Here is a 12,387-nt window from a genome sequence, read left to right as displayed (position 1 = left end):
TAGGTCGGTGGAGCGACCGGGGCCGGCGGTTCGACGGAGACCGGTGGACCGGCGAGCGACGGGTCCAACGTGAAGGGCAGGTCGAGATCCACCCGTCCGGCCCGGCCCGGACCTGCTCCACCGGCCGGTGCTGGCGGCCGGCCCGTACCGCCACGATCCGCCGGGACGGCGTTCCCAGCAGGGGGATAGCCGGGCAGGGGGTCGTAACCGGGGGAGCCGTTGTACTCCGGGGAACCGTCGTCCCTCGGAGGGAGACCGGTCGGGAGGGTCGGCTCGGGCAGGTCGGGCACCCAGCCGTCACCCGTCGGGGCCCAGCCGCCGTCGGGCGGCAGCGGCGCGACCTCCGCCGCGAGCGACGGGTACGCCGTCGGCGGGTAGACAGGTGTGGGCTCGGCGGCCCAGTGCGGCACCGGGGGGTCGGGCGGCCAGAGAGGTTCGACGTCCCGCTCCGGCCCCGGCTGTTGGCCTGGCTGTCCGGCCCGGCCGGTGTTGTCGTCCACCACGGATCCTCCCCACTCCTCCCGCCGAGGATAGGCCGTCCCGTTCCCGTTACGCCGGGTGACGGATGCGGGGAGCGGTCAGCCGGTGAAGACCGCCCAGGCCCCGGGCTCGGTCCACCAGGACCGCTTGCGGCTCAGCTCACCCTCGACGCCGTCGTCGAGGAAGGGCACCCGCTCGTCTCGGGGGATCACCGCCACCGCCCGGCCCCGGGCCCGTCGGACCTCGTACCGGATCTTCTTCTTCCTACCCAACGTCGGGCGGGTCGGCACGGGAACGGCCACCGCGACCTCCACCCGACCGTCGGCCGGGTCGCCGGCGGTGAGCAGCGGCAGCGAGTCGAGGGTGGCGTAACCGCCGGCGTTGCCGATCGCGCAGGCCAGGATCGGGTCCGCACCGTCGGAGAGCACCGCGTCGTCCACCTCGACCCGGCCACGCCAGTGCAGCGGCCGGCCCGCCTCGTCGGTGGCACCGAGCAGCGCCCCGTCCAGGGTCACCGAACCACCGTCGTTACGCAGTAGGTCGAGCCGGCGTACCCCGCCGTCGAGCACGGCCGCGGCCACCGCCGCCGGGTCCCGGGGCAGGCCGAGCTGCGCGGCCAGGTCCCGGTGCGGGCCACCCCGGGCCGGATCGAGCGGGAGTACGCCGATCGGCGGCAGGTCGGGCACCGTACGGTTGCCGGCCAACTCGGCGGGACGACGGCTCGGCGGTGGGGCGTACCGGCGGACGAGCCGACGCACGACGGCGCGCAACTGGGCGTCGCTGGCGACGGCGACGACCAGCCTGGTCTTGCTGTCCGGATCGGGCCAGGCGAGGCCGTCGGGGCGGGCCGGGGCGTCCAGCCGGACCAGCACCTCGTCGACCTCGGCGTCGGAGCGGGCGACGACGGTCTCCACCCGGGCACCCCGCGCGGTCAGCGCGTCCGCGCAGGCCAGCACCGGTACGCGCGGCGTCTCGCAGCGCTCCCCGCCCGGCGGTGTGGCCGGTTTCCCGGTGGCCTCCGGAGCACCGCCGCAGCAGGCGTCGCCGCCGCCGCAGCCCCCGCCGGGAGCGTCCCGCTCGGAGCCGAGGGTGAGCAGCACCACGTCGTACACTCCGGGCCTCCTGCCTTGCGACGTGAACCCCTGCCGGCCACGCCGTTTCTACTTGTTAGCCTGACACCCCGGGCTCGCCAACCGGTCGCCACCTGGCACCCGAGCCTTCTGGAGGCGGACAAGATGCCAGCGATCGTGCTCATCGGTGCTCAGTGGGGCGACGAGGGCAAGGGCAAGGTTACCGACCTGCTGGGTGAGCGGGTCGACTACGTCGTGCGCTACTCCGGCGGCAACAACGCCGGCCACACGGTGATCACGCCGGACGGGCAGAAGTACGCGCTGCACCTGATGCCGTCAGGCGCGCTCTCCCCGAGCGCGATGATCGTCATCGGCAACGGGGTGGTGGTCGACCCGAAGGTGCTGCTCGCCGAGATCGACGGGCTCGCCGAGCGCGGGGTGGACGTGTCCCGGCTGCGGATCTCCGGCGACGCGCACCTGATCATGCCGCACCACCGGGCGCTGGACCGGGTGGTGGAGCGCTACCTCGGCTCGGCCCGGATCGGCACCACCGGGCGCGGCATCGGCCCGGCGTACGGCGACAAGGTCGCCCGGATGGGCATCCGGCTCCAGGACCTGCTCGACCCGGGCATCCTGCGTAAGAAGCTGGAACTCGCGCTGCGCGAGAAGAACCAGCTGCTGTTCAAGGTCTACAACCGCAAGGCGATCGACGTCGAGGAGACCGTCGAGGAGTACCTGCGGTACGCGGAGCGGCTGCGGCCGTACATCGCCGAGACCCGGGTGATGCTCTGGGACGCCCTGGACCGGGGCGAGACGGTGCTGCTGGAGGGTGCCCAGGCCACCATGCTCGACATGGACCACGGCACGTACCCCTTCGTGACCTCGTCGAACCCGACGGCCGGTGGGGCGTGCGTGGGTGCCGGCATCCCGCCCACCGCGATCAACAAGGTGATCGCGGTGAGCAAGGCGTACACCACCCGGGTCGGGTCGGGCCCGTTCCCGACCGAGCTGTTCGACGACAACGGCCAGCACCTGCGCAAGGTCGGCCACGAGTACGGCACCACCACCGGCCGGGAACGCCGCTGCGGCTGGTTCGACGCCGTGGTGGCCCGGTACGCCTGCCGGCTCAACGGCGTCACCGACCTGGTCATCACCAAGCTGGACGTGCTCACCGGCCTGCCCAAGGTCCCGCTCTGCATCGGGTATGAGATCAACGGTGAGCGTTTCGACGACATGCCGATGACGCAGACCGACTTCCACCACGCCACCCCGATCTACGAAGAGCACGACGGTTGGTGGGAGGACATCAGCAAGGCCCGCACCGAGGACGAGCTGCCGGAGAACGCCCGCCGCTACATCGCCCGCATCGAGGAGATCACCGGTACCCGGGTCAGCGTGGTCGGTGTGGGCCCCGGCCGCGAGGAGAACGTCGTCCGCCACCCCCTCCTCCCCTGACAGTCCCCGCTGCCCCGCGCTGCGCTGCGCGCGGCCCCGCTGTGCCCGGTCCCGCTGTGCCCCGGTGATGCTGTGCCCGGTCCTGCTGTGCCCCGGTGATCAAGAGGTTTGCGTCACGGATTCGCCTTCCGGTGACGCAAACCTCTTGATCAGCTGTGGAAACCCGAGGGTTGTCCACAGGGTTATCCACAGGGGTGGAAGTGGGAGTGGGTGGGGCGTGAGGGTGGTGGGGTGATGCCGCTCGACATTCTCCGTCGGATCGCCCTCGGGCAGGACGGCATGATCACCATGACGCAGGCCCTCGCGGCCGGGCTGACCCGGAACCATGTCCGGCAACTCTGCCGCTCCGGGCGGTGGACGCGACTGTCCCGTGGCTGCTACGCCCCCGCCGGGCAACAACCGGACCCGGTCGCCTGGCGGGCCCGCATCCGGGCGGCGGTGACGAGCCTCGGCACCGGAGCCTTCGCCGTCCTCGACAGCGCCCTCGCGCTGCACGACATCGCCGGGCCGCGCCGACCCGCCGTCCACGTGTCGGTGCCGGTGGACCAGCCCCGGCCGCAACGGCACACCGACCCCACGCTCGTCGTCCACCAGTTCACCGTCGCCCCGGGTGACCTCGTCGACGTGGCAGGCATCCCCACGACCTCGCCGTTGCGCACGGTGACGGACATGATTCTCCGGCTCGACCGGTACCCGGCGGTGTCCGTGCTCGACTCGGCGTTGAACCGGGGGCTCGTCACCCCGGAAGACCTGGCCACCGTGCCGTCGCTCGTCCGAGGTCGCCGGGGCGCCCCCGCGGCCCGCAGCCACCTCGCCGAAGTTGACGGTCGCGCCCAGTCACCGCTGGAGACCTGGTCGCGGTTGCGCTGCGTCGACGGCGGTGTCCCGCCCGACGTGCTCCAACAGGAGGTCCGGGACGGGGACGGTCACCTGCTCGGCATCGGTGACCTCGGGTGGCGGGCGGCACGGTTGATCGCCGAGGCCGACGGGGTCGGCCCACACGGCACCCCGGAGGCGTTGTTCGCCGACCGCCGCCGGCAGAATCGCCTGGTCAACGCGGGTTGGCGGGTGCTCCGGTTCACCTGGTCCGACGCCCTGCGCCCGGACTACATCCCGCACACCGTCCGTCAGGCGATGGCCCTCACCCACTCCCGGCGCTAGGCCCTCACCCGCCCCGTCCCGGCGCCGCTCCGTCTCGGCATTGCCCCATCCCATCCCGCTCTGCCCCGTCTCGGCATAGCCCGGCCCGGCACCGCCCCGCCCCGGCATGCCGCCCCGCCCCAGCTCAACCCGCCTCCACCTCGCCTCACCCCTGACCCCTGACCCCTGACCCCTGACCCCTGACCCCTCGGACGGTGATCAAGAGGTTTGCGTCAGCTGATCAAGAGGTTTGCGTCAAAGTCGATCTTCAACGTGACGCAAACCTCTTGATCAGCGGGGCAGGGCGAGGCGGGACGGGGCGAGGCGGGACGAGGCGGGACGGGGCGAGGCGGGACGGGGCGAGTCGAGGTCAGGCGCGGGGCAGGGCGGGACGGCGCGGGGGCGGGGGCGGGGTGGTGGGTAGGATTCGTCGCCGTGCGCGTACTTCTTCTGGGTGGTGGCGGGCGGGAGCATGCGCTCGCGCTGGGGTTGGTCGAGGATCCGGCTGTCGAGGTCCTGTTCGCGGCGCCCGGTAACCCGGGGATTGCGGGTGTGGCGGAGCTGCGGCAGGTCGATCCGGTCGATCCGGCCGGGGTCGCCGGGTTGGCCGTGGAGGTCGGTGCCGACCTGGTGGTGATCGGGCCGGAGGCGCCGCTGGTAGCCGGGGTCGCCGACGCGGTACGCGCCAAGGGCGTCCCCGTCTTCGGCCCGTCGGCCGCGGCGGCCCGGCTGGAGGGTTCCAAGACCTTCGCCAAGGAGGTCATGACGGCGGCCGGGGTGCCGACCGCCCGCGCGTACACCTGCACCGATGCCGACAGTGTCGGGCGGGCGTTGGACGAGTTCGGCACGCCGTACGTGGTGAAGAACGACGGGCTGGCCGCCGGCAAGGGTGTGGTGGTCACCGACGACCGGGACGTCGCGCTGCGGCACGCGCAGGAGTGCGGCCGGGTGGTGATCGAGGAGTACCTGTCCGGCCCCGAGGTGTCCCTGTTCGTGGTGACCGACGGTGAGGCGGCCCTGCCGCTGCTGCCGGCGCAGGACTTCAAGCGGGCCGGCGACGGCGACAGCGGCCCGAACACCGGCGGCATGGGGGCGTACGCGCCGCTGCCGTGGGCGCCGCCGGGCCTGGTCGACGAGGTGCTGGCCGACGTGGTCCACCCGACGCTGGTCGAGATGCGCCGCCGGGGCACCCCGTTCTCCGGGTTGCTCTACGTCGGGCTGGCGCTCACCGCCGCCGGCCCCCGGGTGATCGAGTTCAACGCCCGCTTCGGCGACCCGGAGACCCAGGTGGTGCTGGCGCTGCTGGAGACCCCGTTGGCCGGGCTGCTGCACGCCGCCGCGACCGGCACGCTGGCCGCGCACCCGCCGCTGCGCTGGCGCGACGGTGCGGCGGTGACCGTCGTGGTCGCCGCCGAGGGCTACCCGGCCACTCCGCGTACCGGTGACGTGATCACCGGCGCCGACCACCCGGGTGTCATCCACTCCGGCACCGCCCGCCGGGCCGCCGACGGCGCGTTGCTCTCCGCCGGCGGCCGGGTGCTCTGCGGTACGGCCACCGGCCCGGACCTCACCGCCGCCCGCGACGCCGCCTACGCCCTGGTACGCGGCATCGAGCTGGCCGGTTCGCACCACCGCAACGACATCGCCGCCACCGCGATCGACGGCCGGATCACCGTTCCGGACTGACCGCCGTCGGTGTAATGGCCGGGGAGCCACCGACGCTGAGCGCGGCGGATCGTTCCCGGCGCAGTGGTCGGCCCACCGCGGACCGTCGCCCGACACGGTCAGGGACAGGTCAGCCGTAGTAGCGGCGGAGTTCGCGGGTGAGCACCTTGCCTGTGGCGTTGCGCGGCAGGTACTTCACGAAGATCACATCCCTGGGTACGGAGAACCGGGCCAGGTAGCGCCGGACGTACTCGCGTACCGCCTCGGGGTCGAGGGTCTCGCCGGGGTGCAGGGCGAGGAACGCGGCGAGCCGTTGCCCGTACTGTGGGTCGGGCACGCCGAGCACGGCGGCCTCGCGGACCTGCGGCAGCCGGGCGAGCAGGTCCTCCAGCTCGGACGGGAACACGTTCTCCCCACCCGAGACGATCATGTCGTCGGCCCGGCCGTCGACGAAGAGCAGCCCGTCGGCGTTGACCCGGCCGAGGTCACCGGTGTCGAGCAGCCCGTCGTGGGTCTCCCGGCGGGCCCCCGAGGTGTAGCCCTCGAACAGCATCTCGTTGCCGACGAGGATCCGGCCGACCCGCCCGGCCGGCACCGGCTTCCCGTCGTCGTCGACGATCTCCAGGCGGGTGCCGTGCGGGGGGCGACCGGCGGTGGTGGGGGCCTGGCGCAGCTCGGCGGGGCCGGCGATGGCGGCCCAGGAGACCTCCGTCGAGCCGTACAGGTTGTAGAGGACGTCGCCGTAGGTGTCCATGAACCGGGTGGTGAGGCCGCCGGGCAGCGCCGAGCCGCTGACCGCGACCACCTTCAGCGGTGGTCGGGGCTCCGGCGGCGGCACGTCGAGCAGGCGCTGCACCATCACCGGTACGGCGAACAGCGCCTGACACCGGTGGGTCACGAGCGCGTCCAGCGTGGCGGCCGGGTCGAACCGGCGGTGCAGCACGATCGTGGCGCGCAGCGCGAAGGCGACCTGGAGTGCCGCGTACCCCCAGGTGTGGAAGATCGGGGCGGCGATCAGCACGGTGTCGTGGGTGTGCAGCGGGATGCGGTCGATGATGGACACCAGTGGGCCGAAACCGTTCGGGACGGGCCGGCGGGCACCCTTGGGTGTGCCGGTGGTGCCGGAGGTCAGCACGATGGTCCGGCCGTCGTGGGCGGGCGGGGTGAGCCGGTCGGCGGGGAGCGCGGCGGCGATCAGGGCGTCGAGGCCGGGTTCGTCGACCCGCTGCACCTCGGCGGGGACGCCGAGGACCCGCTCGGCGAACTCGGTGTCGTGCACCAGCACCCGCAGCCGTTGCTCCTCGGCGACGGTGGCGAGCTGCGCGGCGGACAGTCCGGCGTTGACCAGCACCGCGTCGGCGCCGATCAGGGTGGCGGCGACGATGCCCTCGACGAGCCCGTGGTGGTTGCGGCACAGCAGCCCGACCCGGTCCCCGGCCTGTACGCCGAGCACGCTGCGCATCGACCGGGCGAGCCGTTCGGCCCGGTCGAGCAGTTGCCGGTAGGTGAGTTCGTGGCCGTGTTCGTCGACGACGGCGATGCGACCCGGGTCCCGGGCGGCGGCCTGCCGCAGTTCGCCGGCCATGCCCCAGCCCCACCGGCGCAGCGCGGCGAGTTGCGAGGCGACCCGGACGGGGCGTCCGGGGGTGAGCAGTCCCCGCCTGGTCAGTGTGGCCACGATGAACGGCAGGTCCATCCGACGACCTCCTTCGGGGTGCGTTCCGGGATCAGGCGTGTGGCCTCACCAGGGCTTCCTCTCTCGATCATGCTCCTGTTCCAATGGAGAGCCCACCCGGTGCCGGGTGGGAACCACACGTCCTGGACAGAGGGTGACCTGCTCGTCAATCGAACGTGACAGGCCGGGCGGGTCGACTGCGGACGGCAGCCCGACCGGTGGCCGACGGTGACATACCCCATATGGGGTGTACACGGGCCCGTTCAAGGTCGCTGCCACGCTCCGGACCGTCGCGGTGGTGCGGGGGTGGTGCGTTGGTGGATTACCAGCCCGGCCGGTTGAACGAAGATCGACCGGCGGGTCACCGCGTCGCCCTTGGCGTCAAGCCGGTAGCCGTCGAGCCAGACCCAGCCGTCGTAGGTGGGCCAGTTGAGCACGCGGATCACCCGGAACCGGATCGGTCTGAGGAACTGGACGCTGGCAGCGCGGGTTACCTCCAGCAGGTCGCCCGCGCTTGGCAGGGGCGCGGTCATGGCCTACCGAACACGACGCGGTACCTGCGCCAGGTCCGGATCCGGGTACGGGCAGCCTCCGCGACCGGGCAGAAGCCGGTCTCGGTGCACTTGTCGCAGTGCGCGTTGCGGTGCTGATCCAAGCAGCGCCAGGACAGCTCGACCAGATGCGGCACCTCTCGATGTCTGCGCATTCCGCCTCCGGGGCTCGGTGGGTCGGGGTCTTTGCGGCACCCCGCCCCACCGAGCCCCGCTCCACCAGGGCGGGGGCACCGCGTCACCGATTCCACACCGCCAGTGACCCATCTGTCAACTAAGGCAGGCCATGTAGGGCAGGCCCTGAAGGTTTCTAACCCTCATGGCGGGCCGTGTAAGGCAGGCCCTAAAGGGTAGGACTCACTGTGCATACCTTCGGGGTCATGGGCGAGGAAGAAGTTCCAGGTCCGCTCGTCGGAGCCGCCGAGATCCAGCAGATGCTGGGCGTGAGCAGGTCGCGATTCCGGCAGCTCATCCTGCTGCCCAAGTTCCCCGCGCCGTTTCAGAAGTTGATCGGCGGCTCGGTGTGGCTGCGGTCCGACGTCGAGGCGTACATCAGGGATCACCGCCCCCCTAGGCCGCCGGCGGACGAGGATGAACAGGGCTGACTTGGTGGCCCTGAGGCATGCAGGGCTGAGAGTGAGCCCGGGTCAGCTTCTGGAAGTTCGTTGGTTTGGCGGGCCGAGGGCGGTAGTCGGGTGGGACTAACAGTTCCACCCGACCACCGCAACAGCTCGCTACCCTATCGACGCCGAAACCTGACGTGGAACAGGTCTGCCAATGCCTTCAAGACTGAAGGGAGGCGATCGGCCGGGACCTTGTGCAATGCCACGTTGGCGATGATTAGCCTCGACACCATGCATACCGCGAGCACGACCGCCGCCCACGGGCAAGCAGTCAGAATTGTTTCGACAAGAGGGAACCCCACCAACGCATCCTTCCTCACAGTGATCGAGTGAGGCGCGCAGGACTCAACTCGATCAGCACGTCATTTGCGTACCGATGAAGCTGAGGTCCTGCGCCGACTGAGCAGGGTCCTCTTGTTGCTAGGCGCAATTTAGAATGCTGCCCGATTGGGCCGTTACCATCTTCAAGCCGTATATAAATTGAGTGAGCAGTCGTCCGTCGGCGGCGCCTGCCCTAAATTAACTGGCTTCCGAAGTTGGCTGAGTTGAGGTCCGACACGGTGGCCAAGTGAACGGCAGCCGTGCTGTGCCAGATTACCCTAACTGCACAAGCCTACGCGAACGCGAGTTGAAATCAGATAATTCGAGGTGCGATAGCGGTTCGTGGCGGGGAGTGTGCGGTCAGCGGATCTGGACGCCGGAGATGGCGCGGGAGATGACCAGCCGTTGGATCTCGGAGGTGCCCTCGAAGATGGTGTAGATCTTGGCGTCCCGGTACCAGCGTTCGACCGGGTGGTCGCGCAGGAAGCCGGCCCCGCCGAGGAGCTGCACGGCGCGGTCGGTCACCGCGACGGCCACCTCGCCCGCCTTGAGCTTGGACATCGAGCCCTCGCCGGCGGTGAACGGCCGGTTGTTGCGGCCCATCCAGGCAGCCCGCCAGACCAGCAGCCGGGCGGCGTCGATCTCCATCTTCATGTCGGCCAGGGCGAACGCGACGGCCTGGTTTTCGATGATCGGCCGGCCGAACTGGACCCGGTCCTTGGCGTAGTCGAGGGCGTACTCGTAGGCGGCGCGGGCGACACCGAGCGCCTGTGCGCCGACGGTCGGCCGGGACAGCTCGAAGGTGCGCATCGCGGCTTGGCCGCTGGCCCGTTGCCCGGACCGGGCGCGGGCCAGCCGCTCGTCCAGCGCGTCCTTGCCGCCGAGCAGGCAGCGGCCGGGCACCCGGACGTCGTCGAGGAAGACGTCGGCGGTGTGCGAGGCGCGCAGTCCGAGTTTCTTCAGCTTGCGGGTCGCGTGCAGCCCGGCCGTCCCCGGCGGTACGACGAACGCGGCCTGCCCACGGGAGCCCAGTTCGGGGTCGACGGAGGCGGTGACCACGTGCACGCCGGCGATCCCGCCGTTGGTGGCGTACGCCTTCTGCCCGCGCAGCACCCACTCGTCGGTGGCCTCGTCGTAGACGGCTCTGCTGCGCATGGCTGCGACGTCGGAGCCGGCTTCCGGTTCGGTGGTGCAGAACGCGGCGACTGCGGGTTCGTCGGCCGTGCCGAAGCACTGCGGCACCCATTCGACCATCTGGTCGGGGGTGCCGGTGCCGTAGATGGCGGCGACGGCGAGGGAGCTGCCGAAGATGCTGAGCCCGATGCCGGCGTCGCCCCAGAAGAGTTCCTCACTGGCGATCGGCAGGGACAGCCCGGTGGGGTCGGCCCAGCAGGTGGCGAGGAACTCGAAGCCGTACAGGCCGATCTTCGCCGCCTCCTGGATGACCGGCCAGGGGGTCTCCTCCCGGGCGTCCCACTCGGCGGCGGCCGGGCGCACGACCTCGGCGGCGAAGCCGTGCACCCAGTCCCGCAGGTCCCGCTGTTCCTCGTTCAGGTCGAGCGAGAACTCGGCCATCGTCAGGCCTTGGGGATGTCGAACAGGTTGGCGATGTTGGCGGCCAGGCCCAGGTCGCCCTTGGCCTTGAGCTTGCCGGTCATGAACATCATCACCGGGTTGGCCCCGCCGGAGACGATCCTCAGGAACTCGACCGGGCCCATGGTGAGGGCGAGCTTCGGGTCGCGGGTGGGGGTCTCCGAGACGGTGCAGGTGCCGTTCTCGATGACGATCTCGTAGGTGTCGCTGCCACCGTCGGGCCGGCCGGTGATGTTCCAGTGGATGACGGCGCTGGTGGCACCGGCGCGGTCGGCGCGGAAGATCTGCGGCATCCGACCGAAGACCTCGCTGAGCACCTTGCCGCGCAGGTCTCCGGACATCACCTCGGCGATCTTGTCATCCGGGGTGGACTTGACCAGCTGGGCGAACTCCTTCGGGCCGTAGTTGGCGAAGTTGGCCGGGTCGAAGTCAGTCATGGAAGTTGCACCTCTCGGGACGGGCCGGTTCTGGTTACTCCCGCGTAACCCTACGCACGAGTAGGTATGCTCGCAAGGGTGTCCAGCACGCCGAGCTTCAAGCGCCTCCCCCGGGCCGTCCGCGAGCAGCAGATGCTCGACGCGGCGGTCAAGGTCTTCTCCCGACGCGGCTTCCACGCCGCCAGCATGGATGAGATCGCCGAGGACGCGGGCATCTCCAAGCCGATGGTCTACGCCTACCTCGGCACCAAGGAGGAACTCTTCGTCGCCTGCCTGCACCGGGAGACCGCCCGGATGATGCTGGCCATCGCCGGGGCCGCCGCCCCCGACCTCCCACCCGACCAGCGGCTCTGGCGCGGCCTGCGGGCCTTCTTCGGCTTCGTCGGGGCGCACCGCGACGGCTGGGCCGTGCTCTACCGGCAGGCCCGGGGCTCCCAACCGTTCGCCGCCGAGCTGGCCGCGATGCGCGCCCGGCTCGTCGACGTCGTCGCCGGGATGCTCGACCACGCGCTGCGCGCCAGGGGCCGGGAGGTCGCCGGCACCGAACTGGAGGTCGTCGCGTACGCCCTGGTCGGCGCGAGCGAGTCGCTCGCCGACTGGCTCGCCGACCACCCGGAGGCCGAACCGGAGAAGACCGCCACCCGGATGATGAACGTCGCCTGGCTCGGCGCGGCCCAACTCCTCGACGGCGTCACCTGGCGACCCCCGGCGGACTGACCGCCCCCCGCCCGCCGGTCCCGGCTCCGAGGGGTCAGCGGTGGGCGGCGGCGCGGCGACGGGCCCGCAGACGCCACCAGCGGACCAGCTCCAACACCCCGGTGACGGCCAGCGAGAGCCCGACGCCGACGAGCAGCCCCCGGAGCGGATCGCGTTCGAAGGCCAGCCCACCGAAGTAGCCGAGCAGCCCGCAGTACAGGCTCCAGACGGTGGCGGCAACGGCATCGAACACCAGGAAGCGCAGGAGCGGATACCGGACGGCACCCATGGTCAGGGTGACGGCCGTCCGGCCGCCCGGCACGAAGCGGGAGGTGGTCAGGATCGAACCGCCCCGCCGGTCCACCGCCCGGCGGGCCCAGTCCGAGCCACTGCGGCGGCGGCTGCCGTCGGGCAGCCGGGCCAACCGCTCCGCGCCGCCGCCCCGGCCGATGCCGTACGACACGTGGTCGCCGGCGAGCGCGCCGAGGGCCGCCACCGCGATCACGGCCACCAGGTTCGGGTGGCCGCTGGCCGCGAACACCCCGGCGGTGATCAGGACGGTTTCGCCGGGCACCGCCGGGAAGAACGCGTCGACCGCGGTCACCACGAAGATCACCAGGTACACCCAGGGCGAGGTGACGGTGTGGTGGAGCAGGTCGAGCACCGACTGCATGCCCTCAT

12 protein-coding genes are annotated in these 12,387 nt (G+C 71.5%); 5 read left to right on the top strand and 7 right to left on the bottom strand.

All coding sequences use genetic code 11. From position 1 onward, the window contains the following. Positions 1–578 precede the first annotated feature (578 nt). Positions 579–1,592, bottom strand: coding sequence for a hypothetical protein (locus tag ACWCHM_RS27695; RefSeq protein WP_454220424.1), 1,014 nt, complete (start codon positions 1,590–1,592; stop codon positions 579–581). A 123-nt stretch (positions 1,593–1,715) separates the two neighbouring features. On the opposite strand from ACWCHM_RS27695, the gene ACWCHM_RS27690 reads away from it, so the two are divergent. The 3 genes from ACWCHM_RS27690 to purD all read left to right on the top strand — a co-directional run bounded on the left by ACWCHM_RS27690 (position 1,716) and on the right by purD (position 5,831). Then, positions 1,716–3,005, top strand: coding sequence for an adenylosuccinate synthase (locus tag ACWCHM_RS27690; protein ID WP_204958502.1), 1,290 nt, complete (start codon positions 1,716–1,718; stop codon positions 3,003–3,005). A 234-nt stretch (positions 3,006–3,239) separates the two neighbouring features. Beyond that, positions 3,240–4,166 (top strand): type IV toxin-antitoxin system AbiEi family antitoxin domain-containing protein, encoded by a 927-nt coding sequence (locus ACWCHM_RS27685; protein ID WP_454220422.1) that lies wholly within the window; start codon positions 3,240–3,242, stop codon positions 4,164–4,166. Between the two features lie 414 nt (positions 4,167–4,580). Continuing rightward, positions 4,581–5,831: a phosphoribosylamine--glycine ligase gene (gene purD, locus ACWCHM_RS27680; RefSeq protein WP_204958504.1), complete on the top strand. Its 1,251-nt coding sequence runs from the start codon at positions 4,581–4,583 to the stop codon at positions 5,829–5,831. A 109-nt stretch (positions 5,832–5,940) separates the two neighbouring features. Here the strand turns inward: purD and ACWCHM_RS27675 are convergent, their stop codons facing one another. The 3 genes from ACWCHM_RS27675 to ACWCHM_RS27665 all read right to left on the bottom strand — a co-directional run bounded on the left by ACWCHM_RS27675 (position 5,941) and on the right by ACWCHM_RS27665 (position 8,191). Next, entirely contained in the window at positions 5,941–7,506 is a 1,566-nt protein-coding gene (locus tag ACWCHM_RS27675) for an AMP-binding protein (RefSeq protein WP_454220421.1), read from the bottom strand. Positions 7,507–7,748: 242 nt separating this feature from the next. Next, entirely contained in the window at positions 7,749–8,018 is a 270-nt protein-coding gene (locus ACWCHM_RS27670) for a hypothetical protein (RefSeq protein WP_454220419.1), read from the bottom strand. Next, positions 8,015–8,191, bottom strand: a complete 177-nt coding sequence (locus ACWCHM_RS27665; RefSeq protein WP_357925095.1) for a hypothetical protein — start codon at positions 8,189–8,191, stop codon at positions 8,015–8,017. The genes ACWCHM_RS27670 and ACWCHM_RS27665 overlap by 4 nt, the downstream gene beginning before the upstream one ends. A 225-nt stretch (positions 8,192–8,416) precedes the next feature. Between ACWCHM_RS27665 and ACWCHM_RS27660 the strand changes: the two genes are divergently transcribed. Next, on the top strand, positions 8,417–8,641 hold the full coding sequence (locus ACWCHM_RS27660; protein ID WP_357925098.1) for a helix-turn-helix transcriptional regulator: 225 nt from the start codon (positions 8,417–8,419) through the stop codon (positions 8,639–8,641). Between the two features lie 699 nt (positions 8,642–9,340). On the opposite strand, the gene ACWCHM_RS27655 is transcribed toward ACWCHM_RS27660, so the two are convergent. Beyond that, positions 9,341–10,555, bottom strand: coding sequence for an acyl-CoA dehydrogenase family protein (locus ACWCHM_RS27655; protein ID WP_204958506.1), 1,215 nt, complete (start codon positions 10,553–10,555; stop codon positions 9,341–9,343). 2 nt (positions 10,556–10,557) lie between these two features. Then, complete coding sequence (locus tag ACWCHM_RS27650) at positions 10,558–11,010, bottom strand: SCP2 sterol-binding domain-containing protein (protein WP_204958507.1); 453 nt, start codon at positions 11,008–11,010, stop codon at positions 10,558–10,560. A 78-nt stretch (positions 11,011–11,088) separates the two neighbouring features. Between ACWCHM_RS27650 and ACWCHM_RS27645 the strand changes: the two genes are divergently transcribed. Beyond that, positions 11,089–11,727: a TetR/AcrR family transcriptional regulator gene (locus ACWCHM_RS27645; RefSeq protein ID WP_204958508.1), complete on the top strand. Its 639-nt coding sequence runs from the start codon at positions 11,089–11,091 to the stop codon at positions 11,725–11,727. Between the two features lie 34 nt (positions 11,728–11,761). Here the strand turns inward: ACWCHM_RS27645 and ACWCHM_RS27640 are convergent, their stop codons facing one another. After that, a complete protein-coding gene (locus tag ACWCHM_RS27640; RefSeq protein ID WP_204958509.1) occupies positions 11,762–12,379 on the bottom strand; it encodes a DedA family protein in 618 nt (205 codons plus the stop codon). Between the last annotated feature and the right edge of the window lie 8 nt (positions 12,380–12,387).

Source organism: Micromonospora sp. SCSIO 07396 (assembly GCF_053667945.1).
This window is presented reverse-complemented; position numbering and strand designations above follow the sequence as displayed.